The organism is Streptomyces sp. NPDC096136 (assembly GCF_044763325.1).
In the GTDB taxonomy this organism is placed as follows: domain Bacteria; phylum Actinomycetota; class Actinomycetes; order Streptomycetales; family Streptomycetaceae; genus Streptomyces.
This window is the reverse complement of record NZ_JBIWFZ010000042.1, coordinates 1-19,502: the sequence shown is the minus strand read 5'-3', so window position 1 is coordinate 19,502 and position 19,502 is coordinate 1. Positions and strand designations below refer to the sequence as shown.

Genomic DNA, 19,502 nt, shown 5'->3' with positions numbered 1-19,502 from the left:
GGACGGCCTGTCAAGGGTGGCCGAAGGCCATCGCGCAGCGACGCGACGAAGGAGCGCCCTTGACAGGCCGGCCCGACACGGAAGGACGATGAGACCGGCGGGAACCCCCCAACCCTCCCTGAGACCGCCCCGCCCACGTCCCGCCCACCCCCGGTCCCGGCCCGCCAAACACGGCCGGGCCCGGACACCCCCAAGGGGTCCGGGCCCGGTCGACGGGTCTCCCCGCGTGCCTGCGCGCCTGCGTGCGCGTGCGCGTGCGCGTGCGGGTTACTGCGGGTTACTTCTTGCGGCGGCGGCCGCCCGAGGCCTTCTGGGCCTTGCGGCGCTCCGCGCGGGTCAGGCCGTCGCCGCCGCCGTTGGCGTCGTCGAAGTCGCCCTCGACCACGCCGCCCTCGCCGTCCACCGTCGGGGCGGAGAAGTGCAGGCGGTCCGGGCGCTGCGGGGCGTCCAGGCCCTTGGCGCGGATCTCCGGGCGCGCCGACGGCACCGGCTCCTTCGTCAGCGACGGGGCGGCCGCCTCGGCCGGCACCGGGAGCTCCTCGACCTGCTGCTCGACCTGGACCTCCAGGTTGAACAGGTAGCCGACGGACTCCTCCTTGATGCCCTCCATCATGGCGTTGAACATGTCGAAGCCCTCGCGCTGGTACTCGACCAGCGGGTCCTTCTGGGCCATCGCGCGCAGGCCGATGCCCTCCTGGAGGTAGTCCATCTCGTAGAGGTGCTCGCGCCACTTGCGGTCGAGGACCGAGAGGACCACGCGGCGCTCCAGCTCGCGCATGACGTCCGCGCCCAGGGCCGTCTCGCGCGCCCCGTACTGCTCGTAGATGTCGTCCTTGACGGACTCGGCGATGAACTCGGCGGTGATGCCCGCGCGGTCGCCGGCGGCCTCCTCCAGCTCCTCCACCGTCACCTTGATCGGGTAGAGCTGCTTGAAGGCGCCCCACAGCCGGTCGAGGTCCCACTCCTCGGCGAAGCCCTCGACCGTCTCGGCGGCGATGTAGGCGTCGATGGTGTCGTCCATGAAGAAGCGCACCTGCTCGTGCAGGTCCTCGCCCTCCAGGACGCGGCGGCGCTCGCCGTAGATGACCTCGCGCTGGCTGTTGAGGACCTCGTCGTACTTCAGGACGTTCTTGCGGGTCTCGAAGTTCTGGGTCTCGACCTGCGACTGGGCCGACGCGATCGCGCGCGTCACCATCTTGTTCTCGATCGGGACGTCGTCCGGCACGTTGGCCATGGCCATGACGCGCTCGACCATCTGCGCCTTGAACAGGCGCATCAGGTCGTCGCCCAGCGACAGGTAGAAGCGGGACTCGCCCGGGTCGCCCTGACGGCCGGAGCGGCCGCGCAGCTGGTTGTCGATGCGGCGCGACTCGTGCCGCTCGGTGCCCAGCACGTACAGGCCGCCGAGCTCCTTGACCTCCTCGAACTCCGCCTTCACGGCCGCCTCGGCCCTGGCGAGCGCGTCGGGCAGGGCGTGCGCCCACTCCTCGATGTGCTCCTCCGGGTCGAGCCCGCGCTGGCGCAGCTCCGCCTCGGCGAGGTCGTCGGGGTTGCCGCCGAGCTTGATGTCGGTACCGCGGCCGGCCATGTTCGTGGCGACCGTGACGGCGCCGCGGCGGCCGGCCTGGGCGACGATCACGGCCTCGCGCTCGTGCTGCTTGGCGTTGAGCACCTCGTGCGGGATGCCGCGCTTGGAGAGCTGCTGGGAGAGGTACTCGGACTTCTCGACCGACGTGGTGCCGACGAGGATCGGCTGGCCCTTCTCGTGCTTCTCCGCGATGTCGTCGACGACGGCGGCGAACTTGGCGACCTCGGTGCGGTAGATGAGGTCGGCCTGGTCCTTGCGCTGCATCGCGCGGTTCGTCGGGATCGGGACGACGCCCAGCTTGTAGATCTGGTGGAACTCGGCGGCCTCGGTCATGGCCGTACCGGTCATGCCGGACAGCTTGGTGTAGAGGCGGAAGAAGTTCTGGAGGGTGATCGTGGCGAGGGTCTGGTTCTCGTCCTTGATGTCCACCCCTTCCTTCGCCTCGATCGCCTGGTGCATGCCCTCGTTGTAGCGGCGGCCGGCGAGGATACGGCCGGTGTGCTCGTCGACGATCATGACTTCGCCGTCGATGACGACGTAGTCCTTGTCCTTCTTGAACAGTTCCTTCGCCTTGATGGCGTTGTTCAGGTAGCCGACGAGCGGGGTGTTCACCGACTCGTAGAGGTTGTCGATGCCGAGCCAGTCCTCGACCTTGGCGACGCCGGCCTCGTGGATGCCGACGGTGCGCTTCTTCTCGTCGACCTCGTAGTCGCCGGTCTCCTCGATGCCCTTGAGCGGGTTGCCGGCCTCGCCCTTGGTCAGGCGGGTGACCAGCTTGGCGAAGTCGGCGTACCACTTCGTGGCCTGGTCGGCCGGGCCGGAGATGATCAGCGGGGTACGGGCCTCGTCGACGAGGATGGAGTCGACCTCGTCGACCACGGCGAAGTTGTGGCCGCGCTGGACCAGCTCGTCCTGCGACCACGCCATGTTGTCGCGCAGGTAGTCGAAGCCGAACTCGTTGTTGGTGCCGTACGTGATGTCGCAGCCGTACTGCTCGCGGCGCTGGGCGGGCGACATGTTCGCCAGGATGCAGCCGACCTCCAGGCCGAGGAACTTGTGCACCCGGCCCATCAGCTCGGAGTCGCGCTCGGCGAGGTAGTCGTTGACCGTGATCAGGTGGACGCCCAGGCCCGACAGGGCGTTCAGGTACGCGGGCAGCGTGCCGACGAGGGTCTTGCCCTCACCGGTCTTCATCTCGGCGACGTACCCGAGGTGCAGCGCGGCGCCGCCCATGATCTGGACGTCGTAGTGCCGCTGGCCCAGGACGCGCTTGGCGGCCTCGCGGACGGTCGCGAAGGCCTCGGGCAGCAGGTCGTCGAGGCTCTCGCCGTCCTGGTAGCGCTGCTTGTACTCGTCCGTGAGGGCCCGCAACTCGGCGTCGGAGAGGTTGACGAAGTCCTCTTCGATGGAGTTGACCTGGTCCGCGATGCGGTGCAGTTTGCGCAGGATCTTGCCTTCGCCTGCACGCATGAGCTTGGTGAGGACGGACACTGAGGCTGGTCTCCTTGCCGGTCGGGCCTGGGCACTTTACGTAGCCGGGCACGGCAGGTGGGCCCCACCGCAACGGCCATCGTAAGCGAGGACGTGGTCGCGTCGGGAGGTCCGCCATCGCCGCAGGGCAGCGGGCACCCGTATTGAGAACGCACGGGGGACCCGGAAGGTGCCGGTCTCCCCTCATCTGCGTCGAAAACCGTTCGTCGGCCTCCGGCACCGGCCGGATAATCCGGTCATGGAACCGACCACCCTGACCACGGAGCGCCTCGTCCTGCGCCCGCACGTGCCCGCCGACGTCCCCGAGACCCACGCGGCCTGCCAGGACCCGGAGATCCAGCGCTGGATCCCGGTCCCCGTGCCGTACGGGGTGGAGGACGCGGTCGAGTACGTCACGCGGAACGCGCCCGCCCGCTGGGAGGACGGGACGGAGTACAACTTCGCCGCCCGGCTCGGCCCCGAGGGCCCCCTGGTCGCGACGCTGGGCCTGCACCCGCGCGGTGGCTTCGCGTACGAGATCGGCTTCTGGGCCACCGCCGCCCACCGCGGCCGCGGCTACACCACCGAGGCCGTGCTGGCCCTGGCCCGCTGGGCCTTCGCCGAGCTCGGCTGCGACCGCCTGGTCTGGCGCGCCGGCGTCGGCAACACCGCCTCCCGCGCGGTGGCCGAGAAGGCCGGCTTCACGGTCGAGGGCGTCCTGCGCGCGGGCATGGAGCACCGCGGCACCCTGCGCGACTGCTGGGTCGGCTCCCTGCTCCCCGCCGACCTGGGGCTGGCGTCCCGGCTCCCGTACCTGCCGGCGCCGGCGCGGGCCGCCGGGACCGTCGCCTAGCCGGGGGCTGTCGCACGCGGTCGGGGAGCGGCCGCGTTGTCAGTGGCCGGCCTTAGGCTGCGGCGCATGACCACCGCCACCGCCGCCGTGTCCCTGTCCGCCGACGAGGCCCGCCGGATCGCGCTGCGCGCGCAGGGCTTCCTCGGGGCGCCCGACCGGAGGGCCGGCGTGCGCGGGGTGCTGCGGGACCTGGGCGCCGTCCAGCTGGACACCATCTCGGTCCTGGCCCGGTCGCACGAGCTGATCCCGTACGCCCGGCTCGGCGCGGTCGGCCGGGACACCGTGGAGAAGGCGTACTGGTCCGACGCCCACGCCTTCGAGTACTGGTCGCACGCGGCCTGCATCCTGCCCATCGAGGAGTGGCCGCACTTCTCCTTCCGGCGCCGCGCCCGGCGGGCCCGCGGCCACCGCTGGCACGTCCTCCAGGACAAGGAGCGCTCGACGCGGGCCGTCCTGGACCGGCTGCGCGCCGACGGCCCGCTGACCTCCTCGGAGCTCGGCGGCGCCAAGAACGGCGGCGAGTGGTTCGAGTGGTCCGAGACCAAGATCGCGGTGGAGTGGCTGCTCGACACCGGCGAGGTGGTCTGCACCGAGCGGCGCGGCTGGAAGCGCGTCTACGACCTCGCCGAGCGGGCCGTGCCCGACGCCCTGTTCCACGACGACCTGGACGACCGCGAGTGCCTGCGCCGCCTGGTCGCGCTGGCCGGGCGGTCCCTCGGCGTGGGTACCCGCGCCGACATCGCCGACTACCACCGCCTCAAGGGCGAGGAGGTCGACGCGGTGGTCGCGGACTCCGGGCTGGTACCCGTGGAGGTGGAGGGCTGGGGCAAACCGGCCTGGGCCCATCCCGGGGCGCTGGCGTCCGAACCGCGCGGCCGCCACCGGACCACCCTGCTGTCCCCGTTCGACTCGCTCGTCTGGGACCGCCCCCGCACCGAGCGGGTCTTCGGCTTCACCCACCGCCTGGAGGCGTACGTCCCCAAGCCGAAGCGGATACACGGGTACTTCGCGATGCCGCTGCTGGCCGGCGGCCGGCTCCAGGGCCGCGTGGACCCGGGCCGCGAGGGGCGCACGCTGGTGGCCCGGCAGCTCTCCCTGACCACCCCGAAGGCGGCCGGCGCGATGGCCCGGGCACTGCGGGAGGCGGCGGAGTGGGTGGGCTGCGACGCGGTCCGCGTGGAGCGGGCGCGGGACGCCGCCGAGGCGGCCGCGGTGACCGCCGAGCTGGCCCTGCTGGACTGAGCGGCCCCGCCGGGGCCGTCCCGGCCCCGCCCGGAGCGCCCGGGTCCCCGCCCGGCCGGCGGGGGCTAGCGGATCTCCAGGATCTTCTCGCGCATCGCGTAGACGACGGCTTCCATCCGCGAGTGCAGCTGGAGCTTCTCCAGGATGTTGCGGACGTGGTTCTTCACCGTGTTCTCGGAGATGAACAGCTGCTTGGCGATGTCCCGGTTGTTCATCCCGGTCGCCACCAGCTTGAGCACCTCCAGCTCCCGGTCGGTCAGCCGGGGCGCCGGAACGAGCCTGCGCTCGTCGGTCCGCTGGATCATCGACTTGAACTCGGTCAGCAGCTTCGACGCCATCGAAGGGCTGATCTGCGACTGCCCGTCCGCCACGGCGCGGATCGCGGTGGCGACCTCGTCCGTGGAGATCTCCTTGAGCAGGTAGCCCGTCGCACCCGCCTTGATCGCGTCGTAGAGGTCGGCCTCCTCGTCGCTGATCGTCAGCATGATGATCTTCGCGGAGGGGGCGACCTCCTTGATCGAGGTGCAGGCCTCGATCCCGCCGCGCCGCGGCATCCGGACGTCCATCAGCACGATGTCCGGAAGCAGGTCGGCGGCCTTGTCCACGGCCTCCGCCCCGTCCCCGGCCTCACCGACGACCTGGATGTCCTCCTCCTGCGCGAGGACGATCTCCAGCCCGCGCCGGAACAGGGCGTGGTCGTCGACCACGAGCACCCGGATGGGCTCCCCGGCGGGCTCCCCGGCCCCGTCCCGGTCGCCGGCCGCCGCCGCGTCCACCGCACGACAGCCGGCTCCGTCGTCACCGCGCACCGGCCCGAAGCTGTCCGCCATCGTTCCTCCCCCTGCATGTACCGGGCTGCTGGGCCAACCCGGCGGGGGCGGCCGCCGGTTGACTGCCCGCCATGATTCCATGCCCGCGCGGTCACCCGCGGGTCTGGCGGAATCCCTTTGGCTCATACGAGTCATACAGGTGCCCCTGCGGAAACACCGTGGCTTCCGCAGGGGCGACGGATCGGTGATCAGCCTCCGAGCGCTCCGCCGGCACCGCCGACGGCCGGCTCCTCCGAGCTGGACGCCCCGTCGGGGTCCACGTGGATGACGCCGTAGTCGTAGGCGTGGCGCCGGTAGACGACGCTCGGCATCTTGGTCTCGGAGTCGACGAACAGGTAGAAGTCGTGGCCGACCAGTTCCATTTCGTAAAGGGCCTGGTCGAGCGACATGGGCCGGGCAGGGTGGGTCTTCTCGCGGACGATCAGCGGGCCTTCGCCCTGCACTTCGAGCGATCCGATCCGGGTGGTCGGAATTCCGTCCTCGATCTCCTCACCGACCGGCTGGCCGCTGCCGTTGAGCGTCGCGACGCCCGGCACGCGGTCGGCGACCTCGGCCGCCGACAGCCGTCCGTTGCCGCGGCGGGTGAAACGCTTGTCGTGCTGCTTGCGCAGCCGGGCCTCCAGCTTGTCCTGAGCCAGGTCGAGGGCCGCGTACGGGTCGGCGGCGGCGGCCTCGGCGCGGATCACCGGGCCCCGCGAATGCAGGGTGATCTCCACGCGGTCGGAACGGTCGGCCTGGCGCGGGTTGTGCTCCTTGGACACCTCGACGTCCAAGCTGATCACCTTGGCGTCGAGCTTCTGGATCCGCTCCGGATTCAGCTTCTCGGCCACGTGCTTGCGGAACCGCTCGGGCACCTCGGTCTTGCGGCCCTTGACGACGATGTCCACGCAGAACTCCGTTCCCGGAGACCTTCACCGCGAGCGGCGAAGCGCCTCCCTTTCGCACCAGGCTCCGGTGAACACCGGAGCCTCGGACTTGGCGACTTTCACCTCCTCCTCCCCCATCGGCAAGATCTACATCCCACCGACTTCGGAGTAGAGAGACACCCCTCTGACACGAAGATTCCAAAACGGGCGGACTGGCGCTCCGATACCGGGGGGCCCAAGGATCGCCAGTTCCTCACAACCGAACATATCTCTCCATGCCGGTTGTCGGCACCCGCTACCGGAACCTACCTCCGTCGAGGTGGTTGGTCCCTCTTACTACCTGCAACGATGCGCATTCCCTAGCGGTTCCAAATCTATTCACAAGAATTTTGCTCTGTACGAGTAGTCCACCGGAGCTCTAGCATCGGGCCCGGGTGAACGATCCGGACGGCGCCGCCACCACGGCCGCCGCGTCCGCCCACAGCCCCGCCGCGCGCAGCGCCCGGGCCGCCTCCGCGAGGGTGGCCCCGGTCGTCACCACGTCGTCCACCACCACGATCCGCGCCCCCTCCACGAGCCGCGTGCCGCCCGGACACACCTCCAGGGCCCCTGCCAGGTTCTGCTGCCGCTGCCGGGCCCCCAGCCCGGCCTGGTCCGCGACCTGCCGCCGCAGCCGCAGTACGGGCGCCACGCGCGCGGGCTCACCGGCCCCGCGCAGCCGCCGCGACGCGGCCAGGGCGATCCGGCGCGCCGCGTCGTGCCCGCGCGCCCGCACCGCCCGCCGCGCGGACGGCACCGGGACCAGTACCAGCTCCCCCGCCGCCCCGCCTCCCCCCGCCGTGCGGGGAGCGGACGCGGCCGCCGCGGACACGGCCGCCGCGAGGGCGGCGCCGAGCGGGCCGGCCAGCGGAAGGGCCCCGCGCTCCTTGTGGGCCAGGACGACCGCCCGTACCGGCCCCTCGTACCGGGCCGCCGCGTACACCGGCGGCAGCCCCTCCGGGCCCCCGTCCCGCGGCTCCGGGCGCACCGGCCCCGCGCCCGCCCCGGCCAGGGCCCCGCGGCAGGCGCCGCACAGCAGCGGGCGCGCCGCCCCGCAGCCCGCGCAGTCCGAGGGCAGGACCAGCCCGGCCAGCTCCTGCCACCACCCCCGCACAGGTCCACCCTGCCCGGCGTCCGGGCAGGGCGCGACCCCTGTGGACGGCCCTCCGCGGCGCGGGGCCGCCGGGGCTCAGCCCGGGTACACCGGCGCGCGGCCGCCGGCCGCCGCCGTACGCCACTGCGCGCCCGGCGGGAGCCACACGATGCCGTCCTCGGTGGAGGAGGCCACCACCGGCTTCGCCTCGTCCTCGGAGGCGGCGATCGCGCTCAGTCCGGTCGCCCCGGGCAGGCTGGCCGCGACCATCGACCCGTCGGCCAGCATGTAGCGGGCCTGGTCGACGCCGCCGCTCTCGCGGCCCACCACCAGCAGCCGGCCCCGCGGCGCCCAGCTCATCGCCGTCACCTCGGCCATCTGCGGAGCGGCCGGGCGCAGCTCGCGCACCGACACCCTGGAAGGGTCCCCCTTGCCCTCGGGGCGCTCGATCCGTCCGATGTAGAGGTTCTTGCGGCCGCCGTCCCGCTCGACGAGCAGCGCGATGCGGACGCCGTCCGCGGAGGCCTTCAGCCCGCTGATCTTCGCCCCGTCGATTCCGGCGACGTCCACCTTCTGCGGGGTCCCGGTCCCGCCGGGCACCCGCCACAGGCCCTGGCCCTGCGGGTCGAGGTCGGAGATCCACAGGTCGCCGCGGGCGTCCCAGCTGGGGGCGGTGAGCTTGCCGCTCTTGCTGGTCAGCAGCGGCTGCGGCATCGGTCCGGCGGTGGTCATCGTGACGACGTACAGCCCGTGGCCGTCCTCGGAGACGACCGCGGCGCGCTTCTCGTCGTAGGTCACGGCGGCCGAGCCCACCTTGAACCCGGTGGCGGTGGCCAGCGGCCCGGGGGCCGGCTCCGGCTTGTCCTGCTGCTGCTCGTCGGCGCCCGCGTTGAGGACCATCCGCACGAGCCGGCCGTCCTTGTCCACGTAGTACTGGTGCTGCGGCGACGACGGCCGGTTGGCGAGGACCGCCGCGGCCGAGCCGGTCACCCAGCACAGCGAGGACTTGCCGTCGGAGCGCAGCAGCTCGACCCGGTCCAGCCGGGAGGCCGTCAGGTCCCGGACGGTGTAGAGGAGTTGGGTGGCCATCTTCTGGCACTGCGGCTGCGCGACGTTCTCCGCGGCCGCGTTGAGCGGGACGCGCAGGGTGTTCTGGCCGTCGTACGCGAGGGACTTGGTGCCCGCGCGCAGTTCGGTGCCGGTCGGGAACGCGGTGGAGGCGACGGGGCCGAGCCACTTGGAGGGGCCGGCGAGCAGCGACTGCACGGTGAGGGTGGTGGGGTCCATCCGCGACTCGGGGTCGCTGCGCTGGCGCACGTACACGGGGTCGGCGACGAGCGTGTTGCCCGCGAAGTAGTACTTGTTGACGGGCTTGTAGATGCGCTGGAAGTCGGACTCGCCGAGGACCAGGCTGCTGGGCGGGGTGGCGATCCGCCACTGCTTGTTGACCTGGACCAGCTGGAGGTACTCCTCGTAGCGGCCGCCGCCGGTCTCCGGCTGGTAGGCGCTGCGCTCGTCGACGGTGGCGAGCTTCTTGCCGGTGACCTTCCAGCGGGGCCCGTCGGGGTCCTTCTCGCCCTGGACGGGGACGCGGTCGAGGCCGGAGGAGAGCACGGTGACGGCCGAGGAGGGCTTCCAGTTCTTGGCGGCGTCCTCGGTGAGATATTTGCGGGCGGTGGCCAGCTGGGGGTCGTCGCCGGTCATGGCCTCCAGGAAGCCGTCGACGATCTCGGCCGGGCTGGCCTTGTCGGCCGGGGGCACGCCGAAGACCCGCACCTGGGAGTCGACCCCCTGGGAGGCCTCCACGCGCCGGATCTCGCCGCGGTCGGGCATGGAGGCGCAGCCCGCCACGAGCAGCCCGACGGCCCCCAGGGCCAGGAGCGGGCGGGCGCTCCTCAGCGGGGCCGGCCGTGCCTGCCCGCGGCGGTCAGCGTCCTGCACCGTTTCCATCCTCCTGTGCTGGGCCCTGATCGGCGGGCCGGGCGACGACGCGGGCGCCGTTGCCGGGCAGCGCCGTCGGGTCGGCGGGCACCGGCAGGGCGGTGGTGACCGCCGGCCGGGGCGGTATCGGGTCGCGGTCGGCGCGCTCGGCGCGGCCGTCGGGGTGGCTGCCGGGGCCCGCGGCGGCGGTGCGTCCGGCGGCCTCGGCGGCGGCCCGGGCCCGGTTGCCCCGGGAGTCCTCGGGCTCCAGCGGGATCGGCGATCCGCGCAGCGGCTCGTCGGCGGTGCGGGGCAGGGTGAGGCGGAACTGGGAGCCGCCGCCGGGCTCGCCCCAGGCCTGGAGCCAGCCGCCGTGCAGCCGGGCGTCCTCGACGGCGATGGACAGGCCCAGGCCGGTGCCGCCGGTGGTGCGCGCCCGCGCGGGGTCGGCCCGCCAGAAGCGGTTGAAGACGCGGGTGGCCTCGCCGGGCTTGAGTCCGACGCCGTAGTCGCGGACGGCGACGGCGACGGCCCCGCCGGCCGAGGCCAGGCGGACCACGACGTCGCGGCCCTCGCCGTGCTCGACGGCGTTGACCACGAGGTTGCGCAGCACCCGCTCGACGCGCCGGGGGTCGGCCTCGGCGATGACGGGCTGGGTGTCGCCGAGGACCCGGATGCGGGTGCCCTTGTGCTCGGCGAGCGGTTCGGCGCCGTCGAGGACGCGGCGCACGACGTCCCGCAGGTCGATGGGCTCGGCCTGGAGGTCGGCGGCGCCGGCGTCGAAGCGGCTGATCTCCAGCAGGTCGGCGAGCAGGGACTCGAACCGGTCGAGCTGTCCGGCGAGGAGCTCGGCCGAGCGCGCCGTGACCGGGTCGAAGTCGACACGGGCGTCGTGGATGACGTCGGCGGCCATGCGGACGGTCGTCAGCGGGGTGCGCAGCTCGTGCGAGACGTCCGAGACGAAGCGGCGCTGCAGCCGGGACAGCTCCTCCAGCTGCCGGATCTTGTTCTGGAGGTTCTGGGCCATCTTGTTGAAGGCCTCGCCCAGGCGGGCGATGTCGTCCTCGCCGGTGACCTTCATCCGCTCCTGGAGCCGGCCGGCGGAGAGCCGCTCGGCGATCCCTGCGGCCATCCGGACGGGGGTCACGACCTGGCGTACGACGAGCCAGGCGATGGCGCCGAGCAGCACGACCACGAACACGCCGGCGGTGGCGATCGTGACCTTGACCAGGTTGAGGGACTCCTCCTCCTGGGTGAGCGGGAAGAGGTAGTACAGGTCGTACGGGTCGCCGTTGATGTCGGTGAGCCGCTTGCCGACGACCAGCGCGGGCTCGGGGTGCTTGCCGGTCCCGGCGGTGTACCGGATCTGCGAGAAGGTCTTGAAGGTGCCGGTGTTGTGGTTGACGGCCTTGCGCAGGTCCAGGGGGACGCTCGCGGTCGGGTCGACGTTGCCGGAGGCGCGGGCGCCCTTGACGCCCTGGCTGGTGGGGGCCTGCTCACCGGTGCCGGCGCCGAGCGCGGCCACCTCGAAGGCGGTCTGGCCGCCGCTGGCGAGCTGCTTGACCAGCGAGTTCATCCAGGTGCTGGCGTCGCGTCCGACCTTGTTGTCGGTGGCGTCGGCCCCGTCGGAGGCGGAGGGGGTGTTGGCCTTCTCCTGTGCGACCGCGAACCCTCCCGCGGCCTGGCTCAGCGCGGCCTCCTCCTTGGCGTCGAGGAGGCCCTTGCTGACCTGGGCGATGACGACGAAGCCGAGCGCGAGGACGACGGCGAGCGACATCAGGAGGGTCGCGGCGACCACCCGGAGCTGGATGTTGCGCCGCCATATGCGGACAGCCGGAAGCAGCGGCCGGCGTACGAGGCGTACGCAGAGCCGCAGCAGGGGGCCGCCGGGTGTTCCGTCCTGGAGCAGCCGGCCGCCCCGCAGGGCTCCACGGCGGGAACCGCTCCGGGCCTTGCCGGGCTGCACGTCAGCTGGGTCCGGCCTTGTAGCCGACACCACGCACCGTCACGACGATCTCGGGGCGCTCGGGGTCCTTCTCGACCTTGGAGCGCAGTCGCTGCACGTGGACGTTCACCAGTCGGGTGTCCGCCGCGTGCCGGTAGCCCCAGACCTGCTCCAGCAGCACCTCGCGGGTGAAGACCTGCCAGGGCTTGCGCGCGAGGGCGACCAGCAGGTCGAACTCGAGCGGGGTCAGGGCGATGGAGGCGCCGTCGCGCTTGACCGAGTGCCCGGCCACGTCGATGACGAGGTCACCGATGGCGAGCTGCTCGGGCGCGGGCTCCTCCGAGCGGCGCAGGCGCGCCCGGATGCGGGCGACCAGCTCCTTCGGCTTGAACGGCTTGACGATGTAGTCGTCGGCGCCGGACTCCAGGCCCACCACGACGTCCACCGTGTCGCTCTTGGCGGTGAGCATGACAATGGGCACGCCCGATTCCGCCCTGATCAGCCTGCACACCTCTATGCCGTCCCTCCCGGGCAGCATGAGGTCCAGCAGCACCAGGTCCGGCTTGGCCTCCCGGAAGGCAGCCAGTGCCTTGTCACCGTCCGCTACGAACGACGGCTCAAAACCTTCTCCACGCAGCACAATGCCGAGCATCTCGGCCAGCGCGGTGTCGTCGTCGACGACGAGGACGCGTCCCTTCATGGTTGACATCATCCCATTAGCTAATCGTTACCTGGCGGTGAGCTGTCCCACAGCCAAAAGGGCTGGAAATCGCCCCTCGGACCTGCGTGGCGATCAGGACGAACAGTCTGCCCCGGATCCGGGCGACAATTGAAGGGAAGGGCGGACCGGGATCCGGAGGGGGGACGGCCGGTCACGACGGGGCTCCCTCATGGCACGATGACAGCCGACCAGCGCGCCCGCCACGGCAGGTGCACGTGAAGGAGCGACGATGAACGACTCTCCGGGCTGGGCCGCGCCCGGATCCCCGTCCGACGGCCAGGGCCCCGACGCCGCTCCGCGACCGCCCGCCGAGGGCTCCGGCGCGTCCAAGTGGTCCGCGGCCCAGCCGCCGCCCGGCCAGTGGAGCAGCCCTGACGCCGGCCAGACCCCGCCGCAGCAGCAGCCGCAGCCGAACGCCGGCTGGGGCACGTACCCCGCCCCGCCCGGACAGCAGCCCCCCGCCGCCCCGTACGCCTACGGGAACCCCGGCGGCGGCTGGGGCGGCCCGCCGCCCGCCGCCAAGCCCGGCGTGATCCCGCTGCGCCCGCTCGGCCTCGGCGAGATACTGGACGGCGCCGTCGGCATCCTGCGCGGCCACTGGCGCTCCGTGCTCTCCGTCAGCCTGGTCGTCGCCGCCCTGTCCCAGATCGCGCTGCTCGTCGCCCAGCGCCTCACCATGGACAGCCTCCCGACGCCCTCCACCGAGCCCACCACCCCGGGCGAGGCCGTCCGCGCCCTGGGCGACGCCGGGCTCCTCTACGGCTTCCAGTACTACCTGGAGATCGTCGGGCTGATCCTGGTCACCGCCCTGCTGGCCCCGACCGTCAGCCGCGCCGTCCTCGGCCAGGCCTCCACCCTCGGCAGCACCCTGAAGGCCGTACGGCCGCTGACCGGGCGCATGCTCGGCCTCACCGGCCTGCTGCTCATGGGCTCCCTCGCCGCCGGCCTGCTCCCGGCCCTGCCCGGCATCCTGCTCGGCAGCGCCGCCCTGGCCGCCCTCGGCGTACCCGTCGGGCTCGTGCTCCTCGCCTGGTTCTACGTGACCTTCGCGCTGGCCCCGCCCGCGCTGATGCTGGAACGCGGCACGCCCGTCGCCGCCCTCAGGCGCTCCGCCAAGCTGGTCAAGGGCGCGTGGTGGCGCGTCTGCGGCATCAGCCTGCTGACCTGGGTCATCCGGACCATCACCTCCACGGTGATCGTCATGCCCTTCGCGGCCATCGCCATGGTCCTGGCCCCCGGCGGCCTCAGCGCCTTCCTGGACGGCTCCGCCACCCGCGAATGGTCCGTCCTGATCATCACCGGGATCGGCGCCGTCGTCGGCGCCACGGTCACCATGCCGATGCAGACGGGCGTCACCACCCTCCTCTACATCGACCAGCGCATCCGCCGCGAGGCGCTCGACCTGGAGCTCGCCCGCGCCGCCGGCGTCGAGGGCTACGGCAGCACCAGCACGACGGCCCCCACCGGAGGCTGACGCGCCGCATGAGCACGGGGGGACTCATCACCATCGCGGGCGGCGACGCGCCACCGCTCACCACCGGGCGCGAGGCCGCCCGCGAGGCGGCCGAACGCGAGCTGGCCAAGCCCATCTACCACCAGGACGAGCCGGGGCTCCTCCAGCGCGCCCTGGACCGCTTCTGGGAGTGGGTGGGCGAGTTCTTCGACCGCGCCGCGGGGGCCACCCCCGGCGGCGGCCTCGGCCTGCTCGCCATCGCCCTCGTCGTCGTCCTGGCCGCCGCCGCCCTGTGGTGGCGGCTGGGCACCCCCGGCCGCACCGCCCGCGGCGCCGACACCCTCTTCGACGAGGGCCCGCGCAGCGCCGCCGACCACCGCGCGGCCGCCGACGCCCACGCCGCCGCCGGCCGCTGGAACGACGCCGTCCGCGAGCGCATGCGGGCCGTCGTCCGCTCCCTGGAGGAACGCACCCTCCTCGACCCCCGCCCCGGCCGCACCGCCGACGAGGCCGCCGCGGAAGCCGCGCGCTCCCTTCCCGCCCACGCCGACGGCCTCCGCGCGGCCGCCCGCGCCTTCGACGACGTCACGTACGGCGGCCGCACCGCCGACCCCGACACCTACGCCCGCCTGCGCACCCTCGACCTCACCCTGGAGCGCACCAGGCCGATCCTGACGGAACCCACCCCATGACCGGCCACCCCCAGCCCCCCGACAACGACCCCACCCCCGGCCGCCACCCCGGCACGCCGTCCCGCTCCCGGCGCGGCCACGACCACGCCCCCGCCCCGGGCTCCGAAGCCCCCGGCCCGGCCCACCCGGCGCCCGCCGAGGCCCCCGGCACCCGGCCGGGCCCCTCCCCCGCCGGCCCGGCCGCCCCCGCGCCCGCGCAGGCCCCCGCACCCACCGGCGCGCAGGCCCCCACCGAAGCCGCACCCGCCCCCGGCACGCCGTCCCGCACCCCACGCGACGCGGACCCCACCCCCGTCCCGGGCCCTTCCCCCACCGGCGCGCAGGCCCCCACCGGAGCCGCGCCCGCCCCCGAGCCCGGCCCGGCCCTACGCCCGGCCCCGGCCACCCCCGCGCAGGTCCCCGCCGGAGCCACGCCCGCCCCCGGCACCCCCGAGCCCGGCCCGGCCCCGCATCCGGCCCCGGTCGGCCCGCACGCCGCCGGCCCGGTGCACCCGGGACGGGCCCCCGCCGCCGTGCCCGAGCGCGGAGGTGACGAGCGGCGGACCACCACCCACACCCCCGCCGGAGGCCGTGGCGGGCGGGCCGCCGCCACCTCCACCGCGCTCACCCCCGCCCAGCTCTGGGCACGGGCCCGCGGGCTGCTGCTCGCGCTCGCGGTGCTCCTCGTCGCCGCCGTCGCCCTCGCCGGACTCCGGGCCGGCGACCACCACGGCCGCCTCGACCCCCGCTCCGCCGACCGCGACGGCAGCCGCGCCCTCGCGCAGCTCCTGAAGCAACGCGGCGTCACCACCCGCGTGGTCACCAACGCCGACGAGGCCGCCGCGGCCGCAGGCCCCCGCACCACCCTCCTCGTCGCCGACCCCGACCTCCTCGGCGCACCCCAGCGCCGCGCCATCCGCTCCGCCATCGACCTCTCCGGCGGCCGCACCGTCCTCGTCGCCCCCACCGGCACCGCCCTCGCCGAACTGGCCCCCGCCGCCCGCACCAAGGGCTTCGCCCACCAGCGCGACCTCGACCCCGGCTGCCCCCTGCCCACCGCCACCACCGCCGGCCGCGCCGCCACCGGCGACGGCCTCCGCTACACCACCACCCTCCCGGGAGCCACCGGCTGCTACCCCAGCGACGGCCACCCCACCCTCCTCGTCCTGCCCAGCACCACCCGGGGCGGCGACACCGTCCTCCTCGGCTCCGAACGCATCCTCCTCAACCGGCGCCTCACCGAGGAGGGCAACGCCTCCCTCGCCCTCCAACTCCTCGGCTCCCGCCCCGAAGTCGTCTGGTACCTGCCCACCCCCGCCGACATGCCCGCCGACGGCCCCGCCGAGGAGAAGTCCCTCCTCGACCTCGTCCCGTCCGGCTGGTACTGGGCCCTGCTCCAGCTCTTCGCGGCCGCCGCCCTCGCCGCCCTCTGGCGCGCCCGCCGCCTCGGCCCCCTCGTCACCGAGGACCTGCCCGTCGCCATCCGCGCCTCCGAGACCACCGAGGGCCGCGCCCGCCTCTACCGCAGGGCCGCCGCCCGCGACCGCGCCGCCACCGTGCTGCGCACCGCCTCACGCGAACGCCTCGCCGCGCTGGTCGGCGTACCGCCCGCACGGGCCCACGACCCGGAGACCCTGACCGCCGCCGTCTCCGCCCGCCTGACCGACACCGGACGCGACGTCACCACCCTTCTCTTCGGCCCCACTCCCGCCGACGACGCGGCACTCGTCGCGCTCGCCGACCACCTCGACGCCCTCGAAAGAGAGGTCCGCACCTCATGACGGCCACCACGGACAGCGCCCGCTCCTCCCTGGAAGCGCTCCGCACCGAGATCGGAAAGGCCGTGGTCGGCCAGGACTCCGCCGTCACCGGTCTCGTTGTCGCACTCCTGTGCCGCGGCCACGTCCTCCTCGAAGGCGTCCCCGGCGTCGCCAAGACCCTCCTGGTCCGCGCCCTCGCCGCCTCCCTCGAACTCGACACCAAGCGCGTCCAGTTCACCCCCGACCTGATGCCCAGTGACGTGACGGGCTCTCTGGTCTACGACGCCCGCACCGCCGCGTTCTCCTTCCAGGACGGCCCGGTCTTCACCAACCTCCTCCTCGCCGACGAGATCAACCGCACGCCCCCCAAGACCCAGTCCTCCCTCCTGGAGGCCATGGAGGAGCGCCAGGTCACCGTCGACGGCACCCCCCGCAGGCTCCCCGAGCCCTTCCTCGTCGCCGCCACCATGAACCCCGTCGAGTACGAGGGCACCTACCCGCTCCCCGAAGCCCAGCTGGACCGCTTCCTCCTCAAGCTCAACGTCCCCCTCCCCTCCCGCGAGGACGAGATCGGCGTACTGACCCGGCACGCCGCCGGCTTCAACCCGCGCGACCTGCACGCCGCGGGCGTCCGCCCGGTCGCCGGCGCCGAGGAACTCGAAGCCGCCCGCGAGGCGATCACCCACGTCACGGTCTCCCCCGAGATCACCGGCTACGTCGTCGACATCTGCCGCGCCACCCGCGAATCGCCCTCCCTCACCCTCGGCGTCTCCCCGCGCGGCGCGACCGCCCTGCTGGCCACCTCCCGCGCCTGGGCCTGGCTCACCGGCCGCGACTACGTCACCCCCGACGACGTGAAGGCCCTGGCCCTGCCGACCCTGCGCCACCGCGTCCAGCTCCGGCCGGAGGCCGAGATGGAGGGCGTCACCGCCGACTCCGTCATCTCGGCGATCCTCACCCACGTCCCCGTCCCCCGCTGATGGCCCTCACCGGACGCGCCGCCCTCCTGGCGGCCCTCGGCAGCCTGCCCGTCGGCCTCCTCGAACCGAGCTGGACGGGCCTCCTCGCCGTCAACGGCACCCTCGGCCTGGCCTGCGCCGTCGACTACGCCCTCGCCGCGCCCGTCCGCACCCTGCGGCTGGCCCGCTCGGGGGACACCTCGGTCCGCCTCGGCGAGAGCGCCGACGTGCACCTGACCCTCACCAACCCCGGCACCCGACGGCTCCGCGCCCGCGTCCGCGACGCCTGGCCCCCCAGCAGCTGGCAGGCCGGCTCCGAAAGCGCCGCCTCCCGCCACGAGGTCACCGTCCCCGCCGGGGAACGCCGCCGCCTCACCACCCGCCTGCGCCCCACCCGGCGCGGCGACCGGCGTGCGGACCGCGTCACGATCCGCTCGTACGGGCCCCTGGGCCTCCTCACCCGCCAGGGCTCCCACACCGTCCCCTGGACGGTCCGCGTGCTGCCGCCGTTCACCAGCCGCAAGCACCTCCCGTCCCGCCTCGCGCGCCTGCGCGAACTCGACGGCCGCACCAGCGTCCTGACGCGCGGTGAGGGCACCGAGTTCGACAGCCTGCGCGACTACGTCCCCGGCGACGACACCCGCTCGATCGACTGGCGGGCCACCGCCCGCCGGCAAGGGGTGGCCGTCCGCACCTGGCGTCCGGAACGGGACCGGCACATCCTCGTCTGCCTGGACACCGGCCGCACCTCGGCCGGCCGCGTCGGCGACGCCCCCCGCCTGGACTCCGCCATGGACGCGGCCCTGCTCCTCGCCGCCCTCGCGACCCGCGCCGGCGACCGCGTGGACCTCCTGGCCCACGACCGCCGCACCCGCGCCCTGGTCCAGGGCCGCGCGGCCGCGGACGTCCTCCCGGCGTTCGTGAACACGATGGCCGGGCTCGAACCGGAACTGGTCGAGACGGACTCCCGCACCCTGGTCTCCACCGTCCTCCGCAGCGCCCCGCGCCGCTCCCTGGTGGTCCTCCTGACGAGCCTGGACGCGGCCCCCGTGGAAGAGGGCCTGCTCCCCCTCCTCCCGCGCCTCACCCAGCGCCACACGGTGGTCCTGGCCTCGGTGGCCGACCCGCACATCGCGTCGATGGCCGCCTCCCGGGGCTCCGTGGACGCGGTCTACGAGGCGGCGGCGGCGACCCAGACCCAGTCCCAGCGCCGCCGTACGGCCGACCAGCTCTCCCGCCACGGCGTCCACGTCGTCGACGCCACCCCGGACACCCTGGCCCCGGCCCTGGCGGACACCTACCTGGCCCTCAAGGCAGCGGGCCGGCTCTAGCCCTCCCTCGCTAGGCTGGTCGGTACCCACCAGGAGGACACCATGGCCGACCTCACCCCGGAGCAGATGCGCCGTCTGCACGAGTTCGCGGAACGACTCTCCGAGCTGGCCGAACACCAGGAAGACCAGTGGAAGGTGCAGACCACCGACGGTCAGATCTTCCTCACGATGATGAGCCCCACGGCTCCCCACGGTCTGAACGTGGTGAGGCTGCGCCGCCAGGTCGAGGCCCAGACCCCCGAGGTGATGGCCCTCAACGACACGAACATGGGTGATCCGGTGACCGGTCTGATGAAGGTCCCGGACCTCATGGTCATCGCGGAGGAGGACACCGATGACACCGCGAAGGTCGTGAACTCCCGCGATGTCCTGATGGTGGTGGAGGTCGTCTCCCGTACCAACTCCCTGACGGACGTCCGCGACAAGCTCCACGACTATCCGCGGATGGGGGTCCCCCTCTACGTGGTCGTGGACCCCCGCAAGGACAAGAAGACCGTGACGGTGCACAGCGACCCGTCCGACGGTCCGGACGGCTTCCGGTACCGCAGGAAGGTTCCCTACGCCTTCGGCGACACGGTCACGGCCGGCCGCTGGACGCTCGACACGAGCACCCTGAAGAGCTATCCCGCCGACTGGTGAGGCACCAGGGCCGCCAGGCGCCGGCCTCCGGCCCGTAAACGCAGAAAAGCCCCGCACCAGAAGGTGCGGGGCTTTCCCACAATGATTGTTCGGCGGCGTCCTACTCTCCCACAGGGTCCCCC

15 protein-coding genes are annotated in these 19,502 nt (G+C 73.6%); 8 read left to right on the top strand and 7 right to left on the bottom strand.

All coding sequences use genetic code 11. From position 1 onward, the window contains the following. Positions 1–277: 277 nt before the first annotated feature. Positions 278–3,079 carry a preprotein translocase subunit SecA gene (secA, locus tag ACIRBY_RS38380; protein WP_403909999.1) on the bottom strand — a complete coding sequence of 934 codons (2,802 nt, stop codon included), beginning with the start codon at positions 3,077–3,079 and terminating at the stop codon, positions 278–280. A gap of 238 nt (positions 3,080–3,317) precedes the next feature. Between secA and ACIRBY_RS38375 the strand changes: the two genes are divergently transcribed. Continuing rightward, entirely contained in the window at positions 3,318–3,911 is a 594-nt protein-coding gene (locus ACIRBY_RS38375) for a GNAT family N-acetyltransferase (protein ID WP_403909996.1), read from the top strand. Between the two features lie 66 nt (positions 3,912–3,977). Further along, positions 3,978–5,153 carry a winged helix-turn-helix domain-containing protein gene (locus ACIRBY_RS38370; RefSeq protein ID WP_403909993.1) on the top strand — a complete coding sequence of 392 codons (1,176 nt, stop codon included), beginning with the start codon at positions 3,978–3,980 and terminating at the stop codon, positions 5,151–5,153. A 65-nt stretch (positions 5,154–5,218) separates the two neighbouring features. Here the strand turns inward: ACIRBY_RS38370 and ACIRBY_RS38365 are convergent, their stop codons facing one another. The 6 genes from ACIRBY_RS38365 to mtrA form a co-directional block, all read right to left on the bottom strand. Then, the gene (locus tag ACIRBY_RS38365; protein WP_403909990.1) at positions 5,219–5,983 is read right to left on the bottom strand and encodes a response regulator; all 765 of its coding nucleotides are present in this window, start codon (positions 5,981–5,983) and stop codon (positions 5,219–5,221) included. Between the two features lie 188 nt (positions 5,984–6,171). Beyond that, positions 6,172–6,870, bottom strand: coding sequence for a ribosome hibernation-promoting factor, HPF/YfiA family (hpf, locus tag ACIRBY_RS38360; protein ID WP_366452278.1), 699 nt, complete (start codon positions 6,868–6,870; stop codon positions 6,172–6,174). A gap of 397 nt (positions 6,871–7,267) precedes the next feature. Further along, entirely contained in the window at positions 7,268–8,002 is a 735-nt protein-coding gene (locus ACIRBY_RS38355) for a ComF family protein (RefSeq protein ID WP_403909986.1), read from the bottom strand. Between the two features lie 75 nt (positions 8,003–8,077). Then, positions 8,078–9,922 (bottom strand): LpqB family beta-propeller domain-containing protein, encoded by a 1,845-nt coding sequence (locus tag ACIRBY_RS38350; RefSeq protein ID WP_403909983.1) that lies wholly within the window; start codon positions 9,920–9,922, stop codon positions 8,078–8,080. Then, positions 9,909–11,867 (bottom strand): MtrAB system histidine kinase MtrB, encoded by a 1,959-nt coding sequence (gene mtrB / locus ACIRBY_RS38345; RefSeq protein ID WP_403909980.1) that lies wholly within the window; start codon positions 11,865–11,867, stop codon positions 9,909–9,911. The genes ACIRBY_RS38350 and mtrB overlap by 14 nt, the downstream gene beginning before the upstream one ends. Position 11,868: 1 nt before the next feature. After that, entirely contained in the window at positions 11,869–12,558 is a 690-nt protein-coding gene (mtrA, locus tag ACIRBY_RS38340; protein WP_189747360.1) for a two-component system response regulator MtrA, read from the bottom strand. Positions 12,559–12,796: 238 nt separating this feature from the next. Here mtrA and ACIRBY_RS38335 point away from each other — a divergent pair, with 238 nt between their 5' ends. The 6 genes from ACIRBY_RS38335 to ACIRBY_RS38310 are packed head-to-tail and all read left to right on the top strand — an operon-like array spanning position 12,797 to position 19,380. Further along, positions 12,797–14,041, top strand: a complete 1,245-nt coding sequence (locus tag ACIRBY_RS38335) for a hypothetical protein (protein ID WP_403909977.1) — start codon at positions 12,797–12,799, stop codon at positions 14,039–14,041. Positions 14,042–14,049: 8 nt separating this feature from the next. Further along, the gene (locus tag ACIRBY_RS38330) at positions 14,050–14,712 is read left to right on the top strand and encodes a DUF4129 domain-containing protein (RefSeq protein ID WP_403909974.1); all 663 of its coding nucleotides are present in this window, start codon (positions 14,050–14,052) and stop codon (positions 14,710–14,712) included. Next, a complete protein-coding gene (locus ACIRBY_RS38325) occupies positions 14,709–16,472 on the top strand; it encodes a DUF4350 domain-containing protein (protein ID WP_403909971.1) in 1,764 nt (587 codons plus the stop codon). Before ACIRBY_RS38330 ends, ACIRBY_RS38325 begins: the two co-directional genes overlap by 4 nt. Beyond that, a complete protein-coding gene (locus tag ACIRBY_RS38320) occupies positions 16,469–17,431 on the top strand; it encodes an AAA family ATPase (RefSeq protein WP_403909968.1) in 963 nt (320 codons plus the stop codon). Before ACIRBY_RS38325 ends, ACIRBY_RS38320 begins: the two co-directional genes overlap by 4 nt. Then, positions 17,431–18,741: a DUF58 domain-containing protein gene (locus tag ACIRBY_RS38315; protein WP_403909965.1), complete on the top strand. Its 1,311-nt coding sequence runs from the start codon at positions 17,431–17,433 to the stop codon at positions 18,739–18,741. The genes ACIRBY_RS38320 and ACIRBY_RS38315 overlap by 1 nt, the downstream gene beginning before the upstream one ends. Positions 18,742–18,783: 42 nt before the next feature. Then, positions 18,784–19,380 (top strand): Uma2 family endonuclease, encoded by a 597-nt coding sequence (locus ACIRBY_RS38310; protein ID WP_403909962.1) that lies wholly within the window; start codon positions 18,784–18,786, stop codon positions 19,378–19,380. The last annotated feature ends 122 nt before the right edge of the window (positions 19,381–19,502 follow it).

What these genes read in the sequence shown, in the direction of transcription:
- ACIRBY_RS38375 (WP_403909996.1), top strand. Translation starts at nt 3,318, where the DNA reads ATGGAACCGACCACCCTGACCACGGAGCGCCTCGTCCTGCGCCCGCAC.
- ACIRBY_RS38370 (WP_403909993.1), top strand. Translation starts at nt 3,978, where the DNA reads ATGACCACCGCCACCGCCGCCGTGTCCCTGTCCGCCGACGAGGCCCGC.
- ACIRBY_RS38365 (WP_403909990.1), bottom strand. Translation starts at nt 5,983, where the DNA reads ATGGCGGACAGCTTCGGGCCGGTGCGCGGTGACGACGGAGCCGGCTGT.
- mtrA (WP_189747360.1), bottom strand. Translation starts at nt 12,558, where the DNA reads ATGATGTCAACCATGAAGGGACGCGTCCTCGTCGTCGACGACGACACC.
- ACIRBY_RS38335 (WP_403909977.1), top strand. Translation starts at nt 12,797, where the DNA reads ATGAACGACTCTCCGGGCTGGGCCGCGCCCGGATCCCCGTCCGACGGC.
- ACIRBY_RS38330 (WP_403909974.1), top strand. Translation starts at nt 14,050, where the DNA reads ATGAGCACGGGGGGACTCATCACCATCGCGGGCGGCGACGCGCCACCG.
- ACIRBY_RS38325 (WP_403909971.1), top strand. Translation starts at nt 14,709, where the DNA reads ATGACCGGCCACCCCCAGCCCCCCGACAACGACCCCACCCCCGGCCGC.
- ACIRBY_RS38320 (WP_403909968.1), top strand. Translation starts at nt 16,469, where the DNA reads ATGACGGCCACCACGGACAGCGCCCGCTCCTCCCTGGAAGCGCTCCGC.
- ACIRBY_RS38315 (WP_403909965.1), top strand. Translation starts at nt 17,431, where the DNA reads ATGGCCCTCACCGGACGCGCCGCCCTCCTGGCGGCCCTCGGCAGCCTG.
- ACIRBY_RS38310 (WP_403909962.1), top strand. Translation starts at nt 18,784, where the DNA reads ATGGCCGACCTCACCCCGGAGCAGATGCGCCGTCTGCACGAGTTCGCG.